The sequence below is a fragment of the Streptomyces sp. NPDC088725 genome (assembly GCF_044751305.1).
Classification (GTDB): Bacteria; Actinomycetota; Actinomycetes; order Streptomycetales; family Streptomycetaceae; genus Streptomyces.
In genome coordinates this window covers 240,448-260,341 of record NZ_JBIVLO010000009.1, presented here as the reverse complement: position 1 = coordinate 260,341, position 19,894 = coordinate 240,448, and the positions used below count along the sequence as shown (strand labels likewise).

Annotated in this window: 16 protein-coding genes; 9 read left to right on the top strand and 7 right to left on the bottom strand. The window is 70.9% G+C overall.

Annotated features, from left to right (window positions below):
• Positions 1-7: 7 nt before the first annotated feature.
• From eccE to ACIP6N_RS23255, 9 genes are all read left to right on the top strand, one after another.
• Complete coding sequence (gene eccE / locus ACIP6N_RS23295; protein WP_401818319.1) at positions 8-1,342, top strand: type VII secretion protein EccE; 1,335 nt, start codon at positions 8-10, stop codon at positions 1,340-1,342.
• Positions 1,339-2,058 carry a hypothetical protein gene (locus ACIP6N_RS23290; RefSeq protein WP_401818316.1) on the top strand — a complete coding sequence of 240 codons (720 nt, stop codon included), beginning with the start codon at positions 1,339-1,341 and terminating at the stop codon, positions 2,056-2,058. The genes eccE and ACIP6N_RS23290 overlap by 4 nt, the downstream gene beginning before the upstream one ends.
• A gap of 119 nt (positions 2,059-2,177) precedes the next feature.
• Positions 2,178-2,411, top strand: coding sequence for a DUF397 domain-containing protein (locus ACIP6N_RS23285; protein WP_401818314.1), 234 nt, complete (start codon positions 2,178-2,180; stop codon positions 2,409-2,411).
• Between the two features lie 542 nt (positions 2,412-2,953).
• Positions 2,954-5,938, top strand: coding sequence for an SCO5717 family growth-regulating ATPase (locus tag ACIP6N_RS23280; protein ID WP_401818311.1), 2,985 nt, complete (start codon positions 2,954-2,956; stop codon positions 5,936-5,938).
• Between the two features lie 197 nt (positions 5,939-6,135).
• The gene (locus ACIP6N_RS23275) at positions 6,136-8,016 is read left to right on the top strand and encodes an ABC transporter substrate-binding protein (protein WP_401818309.1); all 1,881 of its coding nucleotides are present in this window, start codon (positions 6,136-6,138) and stop codon (positions 8,014-8,016) included.
• Positions 8,017-8,019: 3 nt separating this feature from the next.
• Positions 8,020-9,096, top strand: coding sequence for an ABC transporter permease (locus ACIP6N_RS23270; RefSeq protein WP_401818308.1), 1,077 nt, complete (start codon positions 8,020-8,022; stop codon positions 9,094-9,096).
• Entirely contained in the window at positions 9,093-10,067 is a 975-nt protein-coding gene (locus tag ACIP6N_RS23265; RefSeq protein ID WP_401818306.1) for an ABC transporter permease, read from the top strand. Before ACIP6N_RS23270 ends, ACIP6N_RS23265 begins: the two co-directional genes overlap by 4 nt.
• Complete coding sequence (locus ACIP6N_RS23260; protein ID WP_401818305.1) at positions 10,064-11,056, top strand: ABC transporter ATP-binding protein; 993 nt, start codon at positions 10,064-10,066, stop codon at positions 11,054-11,056. Before ACIP6N_RS23265 ends, ACIP6N_RS23260 begins: the two co-directional genes overlap by 4 nt.
• 32 nt (positions 11,057-11,088) lie before the next feature.
• The gene (locus ACIP6N_RS23255) at positions 11,089-12,078 is read left to right on the top strand and encodes an ABC transporter ATP-binding protein (protein ID WP_401818303.1); all 990 of its coding nucleotides are present in this window, start codon (positions 11,089-11,091) and stop codon (positions 12,076-12,078) included.
• A 222-nt stretch (positions 12,079-12,300) separates the two neighbouring features.
• Here ACIP6N_RS23255 and ACIP6N_RS23250 read toward each other — a convergent pair whose 3' ends face one another.
• The 7 genes from ACIP6N_RS23250 to nusA all read right to left on the bottom strand — a co-directional run bounded on the left by ACIP6N_RS23250 (position 12,301) and on the right by nusA (position 19,893).
• Positions 12,301-13,254 carry a bifunctional riboflavin kinase/FAD synthetase gene (locus ACIP6N_RS23250; protein WP_401818301.1) on the bottom strand — a complete coding sequence of 318 codons (954 nt, stop codon included), beginning with the start codon at positions 13,252-13,254 and terminating at the stop codon, positions 12,301-12,303.
• 143 nt (positions 13,255-13,397) lie between these two features.
• Positions 13,398-14,297: a tRNA pseudouridine(55) synthase TruB gene (gene truB, locus ACIP6N_RS23245; protein ID WP_401818299.1), complete on the bottom strand. Its 900-nt coding sequence runs from the start codon at positions 14,295-14,297 to the stop codon at positions 13,398-13,400.
• Positions 14,294-14,782, bottom strand: coding sequence for a 30S ribosome-binding factor RbfA (rbfA, locus tag ACIP6N_RS23240; protein WP_401818297.1), 489 nt, complete (start codon positions 14,780-14,782; stop codon positions 14,294-14,296). Before rbfA ends, truB begins: the two co-directional genes overlap by 4 nt.
• A 39-nt stretch (positions 14,783-14,821) precedes the next feature.
• A complete protein-coding gene (locus ACIP6N_RS23235) occupies positions 14,822-15,115 on the bottom strand; it encodes a DUF503 domain-containing protein (RefSeq protein WP_401818381.1) in 294 nt (97 codons plus the stop codon).
• 133 nt (positions 15,116-15,248) lie between these two features.
• On the bottom strand, positions 15,249-18,404 hold the full coding sequence (infB, locus tag ACIP6N_RS23230; RefSeq protein WP_401818296.1) for a translation initiation factor IF-2: 3,156 nt from the start codon (positions 18,402-18,404) through the stop codon (positions 15,249-15,251).
• A 149-nt stretch (positions 18,405-18,553) separates the two neighbouring features.
• The gene (locus ACIP6N_RS23225; RefSeq protein ID WP_401818293.1) at positions 18,554-18,841 is read right to left on the bottom strand and encodes a YlxR family protein; all 288 of its coding nucleotides are present in this window, start codon (positions 18,839-18,841) and stop codon (positions 18,554-18,556) included.
• 26 nt (positions 18,842-18,867) lie between these two features.
• Positions 18,868-19,893, bottom strand: a complete 1,026-nt coding sequence (gene nusA / locus ACIP6N_RS23220) for a transcription termination factor NusA (protein WP_401818291.1) — start codon at positions 19,891-19,893, stop codon at positions 18,868-18,870.
• Between the last annotated feature and the right edge of the window lies 1 nt (position 19,894).

Sequence of the window (19,894 nt, the reverse complement as noted above, 5' to 3'; positions counted from 1 at the left end):
GTCGGCGATGACTACGGCGATGCGCGAGCGCAATGGGCGGTCCACCGCACGGGTCTCCGACCCCACGCGGCGACGCGGAGGGAGCGTTCCGGCCGCTGTCCCGCCTGCGGGCCCTCCCGCGAAGACGACCCTGCGCGCGCTGTCGCGTGGCGGCAATCTCGGTCCCTTCCAGCTGCGGCAGTTGGTGCTCGTCGAGGTCGCGCTGGCGTTGACGCTGATCGGGGGCGCTCTCGGCGGGCTCTGGCTGGTGCCCGCTGTCGTTGTCGCCTGCGTGCTGGTGCTGATCGCCGTCGTACGGCGGCGCGGGCACGCCGTGCAGGACTGGCTGGCGACGGCTCTGGAGCTCCGCGCGCGCCGGCGGTCGGCCGAACCGTGCGCGGCGGGGACCGAGGTGTCGCTGGCCCCGGTCGCGGAGAGCGTGCCGGGGTTCGGTCCTTTCCCGTACGTCGACCGCGACCGGCGCGCGGTGGGGATGCTCGGCGACGGCAGCTTCCTGACCGCCGTGGTGCGGGTCGAGGCCACCAGCGACGCGCTGCGCCCGGTGTCCGGTGCGCGGTCGCTGCCGATGACACTGCTCGGTGACGCCCTGACGGTGGACGACATCGTCCTGGAATCCGCGCAGTTGGTGCAGCAGGTACGGGCGGCGCCCGCGCCGCACCTTCCCGAGCAGGCGATGGCCAGGCTCTCGTACGCGCCGCTGCAGGAGCGGACGGGGGCGCCCGCGCTGCGGATGACGTGGGTGGCGCTGAAGCTGGATCCCGAGCTGTGCCGGGAGGCCGTCGAGGCCCGTGGCGGCGGCGTCGAGGGAGCCCAGCGCTGTCTGGTGCGGGTGGCGGACCATGTGGCGAGCCGCGTTGCCGGGGCCGGGTTTCGCGCCGTGGTGCTCAACCAGGAGGAGCTGAACTCCGCCCTGGCGACGTCCGCCTGCGCCAGTCCGGCGCTGTCGGCACGGCCGGGCAGGACCGAGACCGCGCCCCGGCGGCGTACGGCGGAGACACCCCGTGTCTGGCGCTGCGACGACCGCTGGCACACCACGTACGCGGTGGGCCGCTGGCCCGAGTTGGGCCGGGGCGCCACACCGCTGCCCCAGCTGGTGGCACTGCTCACCTCCGCCCCGGCGTACGCGACCACGTTCAGCGTCACCCTGCGGGCCGGGGCGCACCGGGGGACGATGACCGTGAGCGGGCATGTACGGATCACCGGCGGCACCGACACCGGACTGGTGCGGGTCCGCAGGGCGTTGGAGCAGGCCGCGCGGTCCGCGAAAGTGAGTCTCGTACGGCTGGACAGGGAGCAGTTGCCCGGTGTTCTGGCGACGCTGCCGCTGGGAGGTGCGCGATGAGCACGGGGAGCGGGACGGTACGGGGCTCGCGCGGACTGCGCGGCCCGCGCCATGCCGGACACACGATGGCGGCGGATCATCTGGGCACGCTGTCACTGCCCGTCGGGGACGACGGCGTGATGATCGGTGACGACGCGGAGGGGCGCCCGCTGCTGCTGGGACTGCACCGATCGACGCCGTACGACGTGCTGTTGATCGGCGGTCTCTGGACGGCTCAGGTGCTGGCCCTGCGCGCGGCGGCCACGGGCGGGCGGGTCGCGGTCGAGACCGGCCGCCCGCAGGCGTGGACGCTCATGGCACAGGCCGCGGGCGCGGGCCTGGAGTGCGTGACCATCCATGACGTCGGCCGGGTCCCGCCGATGGGTGCGACGGTCGGCAGTCCGGTCGTGGTGATACGGGACTGTGGCATGCGCCCGCCACGCGGGCGCGTGGTCTCGTCACCGTGGCAGTCCGTGGTGACGCTGCTGCCCTATCTGAGCCCGGTGGCCCCCCGGTTGATGCGCAATTCGACGCTGGTGGGTGTGCAGCGCGTCTCGCCGCAGGAGGCGGAGCAGACCAGCCGGATACTGGGGCTGACCAAGGCCGAGAGCCAGGCCCTGCCCACGCTCGGGGACGGGGTGACGCTGTGGTGCGCGGGCCGTGAGCGCCACTGGGTGGTCACGAGCGGAACGGACGCGGAGACGGGACTGCTGGGCACGCCCCGCCGGATGGACTGACTCACCTTGTCCGCGAGGTGAGTTGGCCGGACAACCCCGTTCTCGCGAAAGCGCTGTCCTAAGATGTCCGAAGTGGCGAGTGACGTTGGTGTCGGCCGTACCGAAGGGGAGCTTGACCGATGGGGAGCGCACAGGAGAAGGACGAGTTGTACGCCCTCGACATCTCAGGCGTCGAGTGGCACAGCGCACCTGGCACCAGTGAGGACGAGGAGCGGGTCGAGATCGCCTATCTGCCCGAGGGAGCCGTGGCCATGCGGTCGTCCCTGGATCCGGACACTGTGCTGCGGTACACGGAAGCGGAGTGGCGGGCGTTCGTACTCGGCGCGCGTGACGGCGAGTTCGATCTGCACTGAGCGGCCTGCGACCGGCACGCGGGATCGCCGGGGGCCGGAATCGCACAGGGCCGGAGTTCCCGCGGCACCGGCCGCCGCCCAGCACGGCGGCACCGGCGCGGCGGACCGGTGCGCCGGAAGACACGGCTGAGGGGCACGCTCCGTCCGGAGCGTGCCCTCTTTCGCGCCCGCACACTGAGACCGGATTGTTGGGCGGCGTTTCCCGCCGGCCCCGGCCGGTCCGCAGGAGCCCGAGAAGTGCGGATTGTGTCAGGATCTCTTGGGGGGATGCGCCCATTTGCCCCTACCGTGAGAGCACGCCCCCGCGTGGTCGGTTCACTTGGCGGCGGGGCATGCCGTACCGGACCGGCCCCGCACGGCTGTTGACAGACGGTCTCCCCTGCCGGACGGACGCGGATGGCGATTAGGGTGGGGTACGGGCGCGGCAGAGAACCTGTGGACAGGTCGGTCGCGCCGTCAGGGGGAGAGCCGGGCGGCCCGGACGACAGGTCCCGTCGCCCCCACCCACAACGGCACAAGGGTGCTCGACCACAGGAGGCAAAGTGAACGGCGATCGGGACGAGATCCGCGGAGGCTGGAACCGGCCGCCCGTGGACGATCAGTCCGACGCGGAGCCCGAGTTGACGGGTGAGTTCACCATCGACTACACCCCGCCCGCCTGGTACACGCAGAACGCGTCGGGGGACACGTCCGCGAACACCTCGGGTGATACGCCGGACGACGACGGGACGCCTGATTCCTCCGCGTCCACGCCGTCGGCTCCCCCACCGCCCGCCGACTCACCCGTGGCCGTGCCGGGACTGCCTTTGGGTGGTTCCCCGTCCGGTTGGGCACCGGCGCAGCCGCCTGCCCAGGACCGGGTGCCTCCGGCCGCACCCGCGCCCGGACCCGTCCAGGCTTCGGTTCCGCCCTTCACTCCCGCGTCTCTTCCCCCACAGCCGGTGACCAGCGCGTCCGACTCCCCTGCGGGGCTGCCGCAGCCGTTCGGAGCCGGCAACGTGGAGAGCGGCGCGACCATGCGCATCTCACCGTCGGCGGTCAAGCGGGAGATCGAGGAGCGCGACGCCGCCAAGAAGGCGCAGGCGGCCGCGGAAGCGTCCGGCACCGCCGACGAATCCGGCGGTACGGACGAGGCCGGGGCGTCTGACGCACTGGCTACGGAGACCGCCGGGACCGGAAGTGTCCCCGAGAGCGGCGGGAACGGGCAGGCCGGCGAATCCGGCGGCGTCCGGGAAACGGCGGCCGACGCCGACAAGGACGCCGACAAGGACGCCGACAAGGACGAGGACGAAGCCGAGGAGGCAGCCGAGGACGAAGGCCCCGCCGCCATCGCGCCGGCGGTACCGAGCGCGGAGGCCGCCCCTGCCGACGAGCCCCGGGACACGCCACTCGCCCCGCCGGCCCCCACGACGGCTCCGGCGCCGGCCACGCCCTGGTCCGTCAAGCCCCCCGTGCAGGACTCCGGACTGCCCCCGCTGCCGCCGACGTTCCAGCCTGCGCCACCGCCGGCCGCGCCGCCGTCCGCGCCGCAGTGGCCCGTGTCGGCGCACACCGCCGAGGAGTCGGCACAGCCTCAGCCGTCGCCCCACCAGCCACCGTCACCGGCCCAGCCGCCGCACGCGCCGCAGCCGCAGCCGCCGAACGCCTACGCGTATCCCGCGCCCGCGCAGCCGCCCGCGCCGGTGCCCCCGCCGCCTGTCCAGCAGACTCCCGGCGCGTACCCGCCGCTGCAGGCCGGCTACGGATTCCCCCAGCAGGGACAGCCGGGTTACCCCGGACAGCAGGGCCCGGGCACCTCGCCGCCCGCCGCGCCGCCCGCCGCGCCGCCGTCGAACGCCCAGGTACCGCCCAGTGGTTACGGGTTCCCCCAACAGGGACCGCAGCAGACCGGATACGGGTTCCCCCAGCAGGGACCGCAGCCTCCGCAGCAGGCCGGTTACGGCTTCCCGCAGCCAGGGCAGTACGGCTACCCCGGTCAGCCGGGTACGCAGCAGCCCGGTACGCAGCAGCCGCAGCCGCCCGTCCAGCAGCAGCAGCCGCACCAGCAGCCCCAGGGCCTGCCCCAGCAGTCCATGCCGGGTGCGCCGCCCGTGGATCCGCGTACCGGCGCGGCCTGGCCCTCGCCCGTCTCGCACGACCAGCGCGAGCGTTCCGTACAGGGCGGCGCGCCTCTCGGCTACACGGCGGCCGTGGAGCTGTCGTCCGACCGCCTGCTGCGCAACAACAAGCAGAAGCCCAAGAGCAGCCGCAATCCGCACGGCGCGGCGAACCGCTTCAAGCTGGGCGGAAAGGCCGCGGAGGCCGAGCGGCAGCGCAAGCTCGACCTGATCCGTACACCGGTGCTCTCCTGCTACCGGATCGCGGTCATCAGCCTCAAGGGCGGGGTCGGAAAGACCACGACGACCACCGCTCTGGGCGCCACCCTGGCCACCGAGCGGCAGGACAAGATCCTGGCGATCGACGCGAACCCGGACGCCGGTACGCTCGGCCGCCGGGTGCGGCGCGAGACCGGCGCGACGATCCGCGACCTGGTCCAGGCGATCCCGCACCTGCACAGCTACATGGACATCCGCCGCTTCACCTCGCAGGCGCCCTCCGGTCTGGAGATCATCGCCAACGACGTGGACCCGGCCGTCTCCACGACGTTCAACGACGACGACTACCGGCGTGCGATCGATGTGCTGGGCAAGCAGTATCCGGTCATCCTGACGGACTCCGGTACGGGTCTGCTCTACAGCGCGATGCGCGGTGTTCTCGACCTCGCCGACCAGCTGATCATCATCTCGACACCGTCCGTGGACGGCGCGAGCAGCGCCTCGACCACGCTCGACTGGCTGTCCGCGCACGGGTACGCGGAGCTGGTGCAGCGTTCGCTGACGGTCATCTCCGGGGTGCGCGAGACCGGAAAGATGATCAAGGTCGAGGACATCGTGCAGCACTTCGAGACCCGCTGCCGCGGTGTGGTCGTGATCCCCTTCGACGAGCACCTGTCCGCCGGCGCCGAGGTGGATCTCGACATGATGCGCCCGAAGACGCGCGAGGCGTACTTCAACCTGTCCGCGCTGGTCGCCGAGGACTTCTCGCGTGCCCAGAACGCGCAGGGGCTGTGGACCGCGGACGGCAACCCGCCGCCGCACGTCGTGCCGCCGATGCCGGGAGCCCAGGGCCAGCAGGTACCGGGTCAGCCGGCGCAGGGCCAACCGTACTACCCGCCGCAGCAGCACCCGCAGCACCAGCCCCAACAGCCGCCTCAGCAACCGCAGCAGCCGTACTACCCCCAGCAACAGCCCCCGTATCCCTACCCGCAGCAGCCGGGGCCAGGACCGCAGCAGGGCTGGCAGCAGTCGGCTCCGCCCCCGGCGCAGCCCTCCGCGGCTCCGGCGGGACCGCCGCCAGGGCCGTACGCGCCGTACGGTCAGCAGGGTTATCCGCAGCAGGAAGGCGGACCTGACCCGAAGGGACCCGTCCCGCCGGTGGGGTGGCCGGGGCAGCAGCCCCCACAGGCGCCGCCGGCGCCTCAGCAGTAAGGCAACAGAGGTTGAGACCAATGAGGGTCCGCACCGCGTCCGCGGGGTGGGCCCTCATTGCATTACCGCAGACCACACGGGGTTTGAGTGACCGTTGACGTAGCCTGACATGCGCTGATAAACCTCGCTTCACCAGTTGGCGAACCAGAAAACAGCCGGATTTCTCCTTGCGAGTGATGACACGAGGTCACCGTCCCATGGTCCGAAGAATTCTTCCCCGTCCGACCGGACAGCCCGTCCGGCGGCGTTCCCGCTTCCGTCTGATCCTGGCCTCAGCCGCCGCTTCCGCAGCGCTGGTGGCCGGATCCGTCATACCCGCCGGCCCCTTGCTCCCGGCGCCTCAGCAGGCGCAGGCCGCCGACGACGGCGGCAAGAAGGTCCTCAACGTCGCGGTCAACCAGAGCATCGACTCGCTGAGCCCGTTCCTGGCGCAGACACTGACCGCCACCAGCGTCCTGCGGCTCACGAACGAGTACCTGACGAACTACGACGCCAAGGACGGACACACGGTCCCCGGCTTCGCGACGGCGTGGAAGCCGTCCGCGGACAAGCTGACGTGGACCTTCACCATCCGTGGTGACTCGAAGTGGTCCGACGGCGTGCAGGCCACGGCCGAGGACGCCGCGTGGACCTTCAACAAGATGATGACGGACCCGAACGCGGCCACCGCCAACGGCAGCTTCACCGCCAACTTCAAGAAGGTCACGGCGCCCGATCCGGCCACGCTCGTCATCGAGTTGAAGAAGCCGCAGGCGACGATGACGGCGCTGGACGTGCCGATCGTGCCGAAGCACATCTGGGAGAAGGTCGGCGACTTCTCCACCTTCAACAACGACAAGACGTTCCCGGTCGTCGGCAACGGCCCGTTCATCATCACGGACTTCAAGGTCGACCAGTACATCAAGCTCAAGCCGAACAAGTCCTTCTGGCGCGGCGCGCCCAAGTTCGACGAGCTGGACTTCACGTACTACAAGGACCAGGACGCGGCCGTCGCGGCGCTCCAGAAGGGTGAGGTCTCCTTCGTTCCCAACCTCACCCCGGCCCAGGCGGCGGCGCTGAAGAACGCCGGCAACATCAAGGTCAACGACGCCCCGGGGCGCCGCTTCTACGCGCTCGCCACCAACCCCGGTGCCAGGGCCAAGAACGGCGAGAAGATGGGCGACGGCAATCCGGCGCTCCTCGACCCCGCCGTCCGCAAGGCGCTCTTCGAGTCCGTCGATGTCGACACCATCATCGACAAGGTCTTCCAGGGCCACGCGGAGAAGGGCGAGGGCTACATCCCGCCCCGTTTCCCGTCGTACTTCTGGAAGCCCGCGGCCGGCCAGCGGATCGCGTACGACCCGGCGAAGGCGGCGCAGACCCTCGACCAGGCCGGATACAAGAAGAACAGCGGCGGCACGCGCCTCGGCAAGGACGGCAAGCCGCTGAACTTCCGCATCCTGTGCCACGCGAACGACCCGAACGACAAGGCCGTCTCCAAGTACCTCCAGGAATGGTGGTCCAAGCTCGGCATCGGGCTGAAGGTCGACTGCCTCGACAGCGTCTCCGACCCGTGGCTCGCGGGCGAGTACGACCTGGCCTTCGACGGCTGGTCGGTCAACCCCGACCCGGACTACGTCCTGTCGATCCACACGTGTGCCGCGCTTCCCGCGACGCCCAAGGTCAGCGGTGCCACCGACAACTTCATCTGCGACAAGCAGTTCGACGAGCTGTACGCGAAGCAGACGGCGGAGTACGACCCCGCCAAGCGCGCGGACCTCGTCAAGCAGATGGAGTCGCGGCTGTACGACACCGGGTACATGAACGTCATGGCGTACCCGAACGCCGTCGAGGCCTACCGTACGGACCAGATCAAGTCCATCACGACGATGCCGGAGGCCGCGGGCAACATCTGGGGCCAGGACGGCTACTGGAGCTGGTGGTCCGCGGTTCCGGCCGATGACACCGCCGCCGACTCCGGCAGTTCCTCCTCCTCGACCGGTGTGGTGATCGGGATCGGAGTGGTCGTCGTGGTGCTCGCCGCGGCCGGCGTCTTCGTCGCGATGCGCCGCCGTTCCACCGCGGAAGACCGTGAATAATCCATGAGTACCGCAAGCACCTCCGGTGCGGCGCGGGACGCCGTCGACGGCCCGGTGGACACCGGGCCGTCCGGCGCCGGATCCCGTACCTCGACCGGCACCAAAACCGCGTACCTGCTGTACGTGGCGGGCAAGCTGGGCGGCGCGGTCGTCTCGCTGCTCGCCGTGCTCGTCACCAGCTTCTTCCTCTTCCGTGTGATCTCGCGCGACCCGGTGAAGGCCATGACGCATGGCGCGCCGACGTCCGTGGAGCAAATGGCCACGCTGCGCAAGCAGTTCGGCCTCGACCTGCCGATGTGGCAGCAGTTCACCCACTACTGCTCGGCCGCGCTCACCGGCGACCTCGGTACGTCGTACCAATTCCACGCCCCGGTCGGTGAGTTGATTCTCGACAAGCTGCCTGCGACCCTGCTGCTCACCGGCGTCTCCGTGGTGATCTACTCGGTGCTCGGCCTCTGGCTCGGCACCCGCACGGCCTGGCGCAACGGCAGCCTGGGCGACCGGATCAACACCGGTCTGGCACTGACGCTGTGGTCCGTGCCCGCCTTCTGGCTGGGCCTGCTGCTGATCATCGTCTTCGCGGTGGGCATCGGCCCGATCCCCGGCATGTTCCCCACCGGCGGTATGTCGTCCGGCGATTCGAGCGGCTTCGGGTACGTCCTCGACGTGGCGCACCACATGGTGCTGCCGGTGATCACACTGGTCGCGGTCGGGTACGCGCAGACCCTGCTCGTCATGCGGTCCTCGCTGCTGGACGAGATGGGCAGCGACTACCTGACGACCGCCCGGGCCAAGGGGCTGCGGGACGCGGCCGTACGCCGCCACCACGCAGTGCCCAACGCACTGCTGCCGACCGTCACGATGGTCTTCATCAACCTGGGCTTCGTGGCGGCCGGTTCGATCCTCGTCGAGACCGTCTTCTCCTGGCCGGGCCTCGGCGGTCTCTTCTACCAGGCGCTGAGCGTGCCGGATCTGCCGCTGGTCCAGGGGCTGTTCGTGGTGTTCGCCGGCGCGATGATCGTGATGAACCTCCTCGCCGACCTGATCTATCCACTGCTCGATCCCCGGGTGGGCCGATGACCACAGCCGACACACCGCCGACCCAGCCGTCCGGGCCCACGTCGTCCGGACCCGCGCCCGACGCGTCCTCGACCGCCGCCGCGTCGGCCTCCTCGCTCGCCTGGGCCCGCAGACGCGGCTCACTGGCCCGCTTCTGGCGGCAGTACCGCGCTCAGCGGGCCGGTCTGCTCGGCCTCGCGGGACTGATTCTGATCGCTCTGATCGCGCTCTGCGCCCCGCTGCTCGTCGGCGGTGACGTACAGAGTGTGACCCACGCGCCGGGCACGGCCCTGGAAGCCCCCAGCGGCGAATTCCCGCTCGGCACCGACCAGTTCGGGCGCTCGCTGCTCGGGCTGCTGGTCTGGGGTTCGCGGATCTCGCTGACCGTGGGGCTGCTGGCCGCCGGTCTCTCCGTGGCGATAGGCACCCTGGTGGGTGTCGTCGCCGGGCACTACCGGGGCTGGTTCTCGACCGTCGTCATGCGGATCACCGACTGGTTCCTCGTGATGCCCACGCTGGTACTCGCGATCGTGCTGGCGACCGTACTGTCCCGCTCCATCTGGACGGTCATCCTCGCCATCGGCGTGGCCAGTTGGCCCACGACCGCACGGCTGGTGCGGGCGCAGACGATCGCAGTGGAGTCCCGTCCGTTCATCGAGCGGGCCCGCGCGCTCGGCGGCGGCGACCGGCACATCATGACCCGCCATGTGCTGCCCAACGTGCTTCCGCTGGTGCTGGCGCAGACGACGCTCGGCATCTCCACCGCGATCCTCACGGAAGCGACGCTCGCCTTCCTCGGCCTCGGCGATCCGACGATCATCTCCTGGGGCGGCATGCTCCAGGACGCGCGCGAGGCGGGCGCGGTCTCCTCGGGCCACTGGTGGTATCTGGCACCGCCCGGCCTCGCGATCGCGCTCGTGGCGCTCTCCTTCACCCTCTGCGGCCGTGCGATCGAGACCGTGCTCAACCCGAAGCTGGGGGCGACCCGTTGAACACAGCGAGCCTGCTGGAAATCAAGGACCTGCGGGTCACGTACGGCTCGGGGGCGTCCGCCGTTCCCGCCGTACGCGGTGTCGATCTGAGCGTCGGCACCGGGCAGAAGCTGGGCCTCGCGGGCGAGTCGGGGTGCGGCAAGTCCACCCTGGCGCTGGCGCTGCTCCGGCTGCTGCCGCCCTCCGCGAAGCTGTCTGGGCAGATGCTGCTCGACGGCGAGGACATCGTCACCATGAAGTGGGGCCGGCTGCGCGCCGTACGGTGGGCGGGCGCGTCGATCGTCTTCCAGGGCGCGATGCACTCGCTCAACGCGGTGCACAGGATCGGTGACCAGATAGCCGAGCCGGTGGTGCTGCACCAGCACGCCACCCCGGCCGCCGCCCGCACCCGCGCCCACGCCCTGCTGGAGCAGGTCGGCCTGCCCGCCGCTCGGGCGGACGCCTATCCGCACGAACTCTCCGGCGGCCAGCGCCAGCGCGTGATGATAGCCATGGCGCTCGCCTGCGACCCGCTGCTGATCGTCGCGGACGAGCCGACCACCGCGCTCGACGTGATGATCCAGGCGCAGATCCTGCGGCTGATCGAGCGGTTGGTCGCCGACCAGAACATCAGCCTGCTGATGATCAGCCACGACCTCGCGGTCCTCTCGGACACCTGTGACCGGCTCGCCGTGATGTACGCGGGCCGGATCGTCGAGGAGGGCCCGGCGAAGGCGGTGTACGACGCGGCGGAGCACCCGTACGGCCGTGCCCTGTCCGCCGCGTTCCCGCGCATCGGCGATCCCGCCTCGCGGCGCGCGCCGCGTGGTCTGCCCGGCGATCCGCCGGATCCTTCCGCGCTGCCCTCCGGCTGTACGTTCCATCCGCGCTGCGGCGTCGCGATTCCGGCCTGCGCGGTCGAGGACCAGGTGCTGCGGGACGCGGGTCCCGGACGCACGGCGGCGTGCGTGCACGCCGGTATGCCGGCCTCGGCGGAGCCACGTTCATGACGGCGACCGTGTCCACCCCTCAGGAGCCACCCATGAACAGCACTCCCCTCCTCTCGGCCGCCGGCCTCGGCGTCACCTTCCCCGGCCGTCGCGGCGGACCCGCCGCCCGCGCCGTCGACGGTGTGGACCTCGACATCGGGGCGGGCGAGATCGTCGCGCTCGTCGGTGAGTCCGGCTGCGGCAAGACCACGCTGGCGCGGTCCCTGCTCGGTCTGGTCCCGCCCACGGCGGGGACGATCAGCTTCGCGGGAAAGCCGCTCACCTACGGCTCCCGCGACCTCAAGGCGTACCGCAAACGCGCCCAGTTGGTGCTCCAGGATCCGAGCGGGTCGCTCAATCCCCGGCACACCGTGTACGACGCGGTGGCCGAGGGGCTGCGGATCCACGAGTACGCGGGCGACGAACGGGCCGCCGTGGCAGGGGCGTTGTCCCGCGCGGGGCTGCGGCCGCCGGAGCGGTTCATGCTCCGCTACCCGCACGAGCTGTCCGGCGGCCAGCGCCAGCGCGTGGTGATCGCGGGCGCACTCGTCCTGGAGCCCGAACTGATCGTCGCAGACGAGCCGGTGGCGTCCCTGGACGCGTCCGTACGGGGCGAGATCCTGGCGCTGCTGCTGTCGCTGCGCGACGAACTCGGCCTCTCCGCGCTGGTGGTGACGCACGACCTGGGGCTCGCCTGGAACATCGCGGACCGGGTGGCGGTGATGTACCTGGGCCGGATCGTGGAGGCCGGTCCGGTGGAGCAGGTCTTGACCTCTCCCCAGCACCCTTACACCCAGGCGCTGTTGTCCGTACTGCCGGAGTCCGCTGACACACCGGTCGTACTCACGGGCGAGCCGCCGGACCCCTCGCGCATCCCGGGCGGCTGCCGCTTCCACGCCCGGTGCCAGGTACTGGCCTCGGGCGAGGCGGCGCGTGCCGGGGTGGACGAGCGATGCCGTACGACCGCACTGCCGGTGCTCACGGCCGGTCCCGAGGCGCGGGTGGCGTGCCACTACGCCACCCGCGAGCACACCGAAGCCTGAACCGGGCCTGAACCCGAGCCCGAAGCGGCCTGACCGGGCGTCACTACCCGGTCAGGCCGGCGCGGCACGGTCAGGACAACGCGACGCCCGGTCCGCGCGCGACGGGTTTCAGGCCGCCCGGTATGAGGTCACCTTCGCCATCGGGCAGCCGGACGGGACCGACGCTCGCCACAGCGTCGTCCGCCCCACCGCGCAGAGCAGGTGACGGGCAGAGCGGTACCGTTACGGCGCGTCGTACCGCTCCGTCAGCGCCCGTGCGCGCTTCACGTCGTCGCCGATGGCCTCGAGCAGCGCGTCGATCGTCTCGAACTTCGCCATGCCCCGGACGTAGGACAGGAAGTCCACGCTCACGTGCAGCCCGTACAGGTCCAGTCCGATCCGGTCGATGGCGTACGCCTCGACCGTCCGCTCCGTCCCCTCGAACTGCGGGTTCGTGCCGACCGAGATCGCTGCCGGCATCCGCTCGCCCGCCGCCGTGAGCCAGCCCGCGTACACGCCGTCCGCAGGGATCGCCGTGTGCGGCAGGGTCTCCACGTTGGCCGTCGGATAGCCGAGTTCGCGGCCGCGCTGCGCACCGCGGACCACAACGCCCTCGACGCGGTGCGGACGGCCGAGGATCTCCGCCGCGCCCCCGACATCGCCCTCCGCGACCAGCCGGCGCGTGAGCGTGGACGAGAAGGGCTCGCCGCCGCCCGCCTCACCGGTCACATACAGGTCGACGACCTCGACCTCGTAGTCGTACGTGGCCCCCAGGTCAGACAGGACGGAGACGTCGCCGGCCGCCTTGTGGCCGAAACGGAAGTTCGGACCCTCGATGACGGCCCGCGCGTGCAACTTGTCGACCAGCACCTTCACGATGAAGTCGGCGGGCGACAGCTTCGAGAACTCGACGGTGAACGGCAGGATCAGCAGCGCGTCCACCCCGAGGCCGGCCATCAGTTCGGCACGCCGGTGATGGGGCGCGAGCAGGGGCGGGTGGCTGCCGGGACGCACGACCTCGCTGGGGTGCGGGTCGAAGGTCACCACCACGGCGGGGACGCCCAGGTCGCGCGCCCGCTCCACCGCGCGGCCGATGATGAGCTGGTGCCCGCGGTGCACGCCGTCGTAGGAGCCGATGGTGACGACGCTGCGCCCCCAGTCCTGGGGGATGTCCTCCAAGCCACGCCAGCGCTGCACTGTGACCGCTCCTCGCCCGAAACTATGTACGTCATTGCCGGTTACGCAGGTCTAAGACTGCCATGTCCGGGGACCGTGCCCCGCATCGGCACTGGGAAGGGTCCTGTGGAGCGGCCGGCGGGCCGCTCCACAGGAACAGCCGCTCAGCCGAAGACGGCGAGGCTCTTCGCCTTGCCGTGCTGCTCCTCGACGAGCGCCAGGAAGCGCCCCTCGGGACCGAACACGGCGACCGGCGTGGTGCCGTACGACGGCATGTCCAGGCGTACGCCGTTGAGCAGGAGCTTCGCCCGCTTCTCGTCGACGTCCCAGCGGGCGAAGGCCGCACCGGCCGCGTCGGCGATCGGCATGACCGTCAGCTCCTCCTGGAGCTGGTCGAGCGTCTTCGCGGCGTCCAGCGCGTACGGGCCGACCCGGGTCCTGCGCAGCGCGGTGAGGTGGCCGCCGAGGCCGAGGCCCGCGCCGAGGTCACGGGCGAGGGCGCGGACGTACGTACCGGACGAGCAGACGACGGAGACGACGAGGTCGCGGACGGGCGTCCCGTCCTCGGCCACCGCCTCGCGGACGTCGTACACCCGGAACGAGGAGACGGTCACCGGGCGGGCCGGGATCTCGAACTCCTCGCCCCCGCGCACCCGCGCGTACGACCGCTTGCCGTCGATCTTGATGGCGCTGACCTTCGACGGAACCTGCATGATCTTGCCGGACAGGGCCGCGACTCCGGCGTCGATCGCCTCGCGGGTGACCGCGGACGCGTCGGACGAGGAGATGATCTCGCCCTCGGCGTCGTCCGTGACGGTGTCCTGGCCCAGTCTGATGGTGCCGAGGTATTCCTTCTCGGTCAGCGCGAGGTGGCCGAGCAGTTTGGTGGCCCGTTCCACGCCGAGGACGAGCACGCCCGTCGCCATGGGGTCGAGCGTTCCGGCGTGGCCGACACGGCGGGTCCTGGCGATCCCGCGCATCTTGGCCACGACGTCGTGCGAGGTGAACCCCGCCGGCTTGTCCACGATGACCAGGCCGTCGGGCGTCTTGTTCTGCTGTGTCATTCTGCGGCGGCGCCGTCCGTGTCGTCGGTGTCGGTGGCGTCAGTGCCATCGGCGGCGTCGTCGTCCTCGTCCGGCTTGCGGTACGGGTCGGCACCGGCCGCGTACGTCTTGCCGGTCGACACCTGCCGTACCTCCGCGTCCTTGGCACGCGCCTTGTCGAGGAGATCCTCTATGGTGCGGGCGTTGTCCGGCAGGGCGTCGGGGACGAACGTCAGGGTCGGGGTGAAGCGGACGCCGGTCTGACGGCCCACCTCGGAGCGCAGTACGCCCTTGGCGCTCTCCAGGGCGGCGGCGGACGCCGCCCGCTCCTCGTCGTCGCCGTAGACCGTGTAGAAGACCGTGGCCTCCCGCAGGTCGCCGGTGACCCGGGCGTCCGTGATGGTCACGAAGCCGAGCCGCGGATCCTTGATACGCCGGTCCAGGGTCTCCGCGACCACGACCTGGATGCGATCGGCCAGCTTGCGGGCCCGCGCGTTGTCGGTCACCGGTCCGTCACTCTTCCTTCTGGGTTCTTGTCGTGCGTTTCAGTCATCGTCGCCGTGCAGCCGTCGGCGTACCGACAGCAGCTCCACCTCCGGATGGCCGGCGACCATGCGTTCGCACCGGTCGAGCACGTCCGTGAGATGGCTCCAGTCTCCCGACACCACCGCCAGGCCGATCTCGGCCCTGCGGTGAAGGTCCTGGTCACCGGTCTCCGCCACGCTCACCGCGAATTTCCGCTGGAGCTCGGCGACGATCGGCCGGACGACGGAGCGTTTCTCCTTGAGCGACCGTACGTCGCCGAGGAGCAGATCGAAGGACAGCGTCCCCACATACATGTACATCCGGATGTCCCGCCGGTGCGGGTTCAGAGCCTGCCAGCAGTTGGCAGACTCTGAACCGTAACGCAGCGGCCGGGGCCGGTCGACGGAAATACGTCCCGTCGACCGGCCCCGGTCGTGATGCCGTGCGTCAGCCTCGCGGCTTCTCGCGCATCTCGTACGTCGCGATGACGTCGTCGATCTTGATGTCGTTGAAGTTTCCGAGGTTGATACCGCCCTCGAAGCCTTCGCGGATCTCGGTGACGTCGTCCTTGAAGCGGCGCAGACCCTGGATGTTGAGGTCTTCCGCGATGACCTTGCCATCGCGGACGAGCCGGGCCTTGGTGTTGCGCTTGACCTCGCCGGAACGGATGAGAACACCCGCGATGTTGCCCAGCTTGGACGAGCGAAAGACCTCGCGGATCTCCGCCGTACCCAGCTCGACCTCTTCGTACTCCGGCTTGAGCATGCCCTTGAGGGCCGCTTCGATCTCTTCGATCGCCTGGTAGATGACCGAGTAGTACCGGACGTCCACCCCTTCGCGCTCGGCCATCTGCGCGGCACGCCCTGCGGCGCGCACGTTGAAGCCGATCACGATGGCGTCGGAGCCCATCGCCAGGTCGATGTCCGACTCGGTGACCGCACCCACACCGCGGTGCAGGACCCGGATGTCGACCTCGTCGCCGACGTCGAGCTGGAGCAGCGAGGACTCGAGAGCCTCCACCGAACCGGACGCGTCGCCCTTGATGATGAGGTTGAGTTCCTGCACCAGACCGGCCTTGAGGGCCTCGTCCAGGTTCTCCAGGGAGAACCGGACACCCCTGCGGGCGAAGGCCGCGTTCCGCTCGCGAGCGGCACGCTTCTCGGCGATCTGCCGGGCGGTGCGGTCCTCGTCGACGACCAGGAAGTTGTCGCCGGCGCCGGGGACGTTGGTGAGCCCCAGGACCAGGACGGGCGTCGAAGGCGTCGCCACCTCGACGTTGTTGCCGTTGTCGTCGAGCATCGCCCTGACACGGCCGTACGCGTCACCGGCGACCATCGTGTCGCCGACGCGCAGCGTGCCGCGCTGGACGAGCACGGTGGCGACGGCGCCGCGACCGCGGTCGAGGTGTGCCTCGATGGCGATACCCTGCGCGTCCTGCTCCGGGTTGGCCCGCAGGTCGAGCGAGGCGTCCGCCGTGAGGATCACGGCTTCCAGCAGGCTGTCGATGTTCAGACCCTGCTTGGCGGAGATGTCGACGAACATGGTGTCGCCGCCGTACTCCTCTGCCACCAGACCGAATTCGGTGAGCTGACCGCGCACCTTGGTCGGGTCGGCGCCCTCGACGTCGATCTTGTTGACCGCGACCACGATCGGCACGTCGGCCGCCTTGGCGTGGTTCAGCGCCTCGATCGTCTGAGGCATCACACCGTCGTTGGCCGCGACCACCAGGATCGCGATGTCGGTGGACTTGGCACCACGGGCACGCATGGCGGTGAACGCCTCGTGACCGGGGGTGTCGATGAAGGTGATACGGCGGTCGTCGCCGTTGACCTCGGTCGCCACCTGGTACGCGCCGATGTGCTGCGTGATACCGCCGGCTTCGCCCGCGACCACGTTCGTCTTGCGGATCGCGTCGAGGAGCCGGGTCTTACCGTGGTCGACGTGACCCATGACGGTGACGACCGGCGGACGGGACACGAGCGCTTCCTCGCCGCCCTCGTCCTCGCCGAACTCGATGTCGAAGGACTCGAGAAGCTCGCGGTCCTCCTCCTCCGGGCTGACGATCTCGACGACGTAGTTCATCTCGCCGGCGAGCAGGTGCAGCGTCTCGTCGGAGACGGACTGCGTGGCAGTGACCATCTCGCCGAGGTTCATCATCACGGCGACGAGCGACGCCGGGTTGGCGTTGATCTTCTCCGCGAAGTCGGTGAGCGACGCACCGCGCGACAGCCGGACACTCTGGCCCTGGCCGCGCGGCAGCATCACGCCGCCTACCGACGGGGCCTGCATGGCCTCGTACTCCTGGCGCCTCTGCCTCTTCGACTTGCGGCCACGACGGGCGGGCCCGCCGGGACGGCCGAAGGCGCCCTGTGTGCCACCGCGGCCACCGGGACCACCCGGACGTCCGCCGAAGCCGGGACGGCCACCGCCGCCACCACCGAAGCCGCCGCCACCGGGACGACCCGGGGCACCGCCGCCGCCACCGGGACGACCGGCGAAACCGCCACCGCCGCCACCCGGGCGACCGGCGAAGCCGCCGCCACCGGGACGACCGCCGCCACCGGGACCGGCGGGACGACCACCGGGACCGCCAGGACCACGGCCACCGCCGGGGCCACCACCGGGACGCGGGCCGGCAGCGGGACGCTGCGGCATCATGCCCGGGTTCGGACGGTTACCACCGGGGCCGCCGCCGGGACCCGCGGAACGCGGAGCCTGCGGACGCGGCATGCCGCCGGGAGAGGGACGCGAGGATCCACCGGGACCGGCCTGCGGACGCGGCGCGCCCTGACCGGCGCCCTGCGGGCGCGGACCACCGGGAGCGCCGGCGCCGCCGGGGCGCGGAGCGCCGCCGCCGGGACGCGGCGACTGCGGCCGCGCCATGCCGGTGGAGCCACCGGAGGTGAAGGGGTTGTTGCCGGGACGCGGTCCCGCGGGACGCGCGCCGGGACGCGCGGCCTGACCCTGACCGGGACGGGCGCCGCCGGGACGGCCGCCCTGACGCTGGTCACGGTCGCCACCCTGGCGCTGCTCGCGGTCGCCGCCCTGACGCTGGTCGCCCTGGCCGCCCTGGGGGCGGTTCGAGGGACGCGGGCCGGGGGTCGCACCGGGCCGGGGACCGGCGGCCGGAGCCGACGGAGGCGCGGTGAACTCCGGGACGGCCGGAGCCGCGGGAGCCGGCTTCGGCGTGGCCGCCGCGGGCTTGGGAGCCGGGGCGGGCGCGGCCGGAGCCGGACGCGGGCCGGGAGTCGGCGCCGCGGAGGGAGAGGGGGTGTTGCTCCTGGGCGCCTCGGCGGCGGCCGGCCTGGGGGCCGGTGCACCGGGCTTGGGGGCGCCGGGACGCGCCGTCGGGGCCGATGCGGCCGGGGACGGTGCGGAGGGACGCGCGGGGGTCGCCTTGCGCGGTGCCCCGGGCTTCGCGGCGGACTTGCCGCCGTTGCCGGAGGGTCCCTGCAAAGCATCTGTCAGCTTGCGTACAACCGGCGCCTCGATCGTCGAGGACGCCGAACGGACGAATTCACCGAGTTCTTGGAGCTTGGCCATGACGACCTTGCTCTCGACGCCGAACTCCTTGGCGAGTTCGTATACCCGGACCTTAGCCACTTCGCTCCTTTTAGGTCCGGGTTACCGCCGGACCGTCGCTACTTCATGGGCGTACTCATCGCGTACTCATCGAGTGCTCATCGCAATCTCGACCTACTTCCAACTCGCGAGGTACCTGAACCGCACGGGGTCCCGTGCCGTACTTCTTCTTACCGTGGCGCATGTGCTGCCCGCTCGGCATATCGTCGCAGTGCCGCGGTGTCGAGCGGTCCCTTGACCCGGAAGGCCCGGGGAAACGCCCGGCGGCGGACCGCCAGATCGAGACAGACCAAGGCGGGGTGCATGTACGCACCCCGGCCGGGCAGCGTACCGCGTTGATCGGGAACACATTGTTCGTCGCTCACCACGATGCGCAGCAGATCGCGCTTGGCCGCTCGTTCCCGGCACCCTACGCACGTTCGCTCAGGGCAGGCTCGGGCACTTGTCCGGCCAGACATCTTCAGTCTACCTCCCCGCGCGGACGTCACCCCTCCGGGGCGAGGTCGGAGCGCTCGGCGTCGTTCCCGTCGGACGGCTCCGTGTCCGGACGGATGTCGATGCGCCATCCCGTGAGCCGGGCCGCGAGGCGGGCGTTCTGCCCTTCCTTGCCGATGGCCAGCGACAGCTGGTAGTCGGGCACGGTCACCCGCGCGGAGCGCATGCCGAAGTCCACGACCTCGACCTTGCTGACCCGGGCCGGCGACAGCGCGTTGGCCACCATCTCGGCCGGGTCGTCGGACCAGTCGACAATGTCGATCTTCTCGCCGAGCAGCTCGGCCATGACATTGCGTACGCGCTGGCCCATCGGGCCGATGCAGGCGCCCTTGGCGTTGAGGCCCGAGCGCGTCGAGCGCACGGCGATCTTGCTGCGGGCGCCGGCCTCGCGGGCGATCGCCGCGATCTCGACGGATCCGTCCGCGATCTCGGGGACCTCCAGCGCGAACAGCTTCTTGACCAGGTTCGGGTGGGTGCGCGAGAGCGTCACCGAGGGGCCGCGTACACCCCTGGCCACCCGGACGACGTACGTGCGCAGCCGCAGACCGTGCGTGTAGTTCTCGCCCGGCACCTGCTCCTGCACCGGAAGGATGGCTTCCATCTTGTCGTCCAGCTTGACCAGGACGTTCTTCGGGTCCTTGCCCTGCTGCACCATACCGGCGACGACATCGCCCTCGCGGCGCGCGTACTCGCCGAAGGTGACGTCGTTCTCGGCGTCGCGCAGCCGCTGCTGGATGACCTGGCGCGCGGTGGTGGCGGCGATGCGGCCGAAGTCCGACGGGGTGTCGTCGAACTCCTTGGCCTCCTGCCCCTCCTCCAGATCGGCGGGGTCCTCCTTGGCCCACACGGTGACATGACCGTTGTCGCGGCTGAGCACGGCGCGGGCGTGCCGGTGGCTGCCGTCCGTGCGGTGATACGCGATGAGGAGCGCCGATTCGATCGCCTCGACCAGCAGATCGAAGGGGATCTCCTTCTCTTTCGCCAAGCCCTTCAGGAGCTTCACATCGATGTCCACG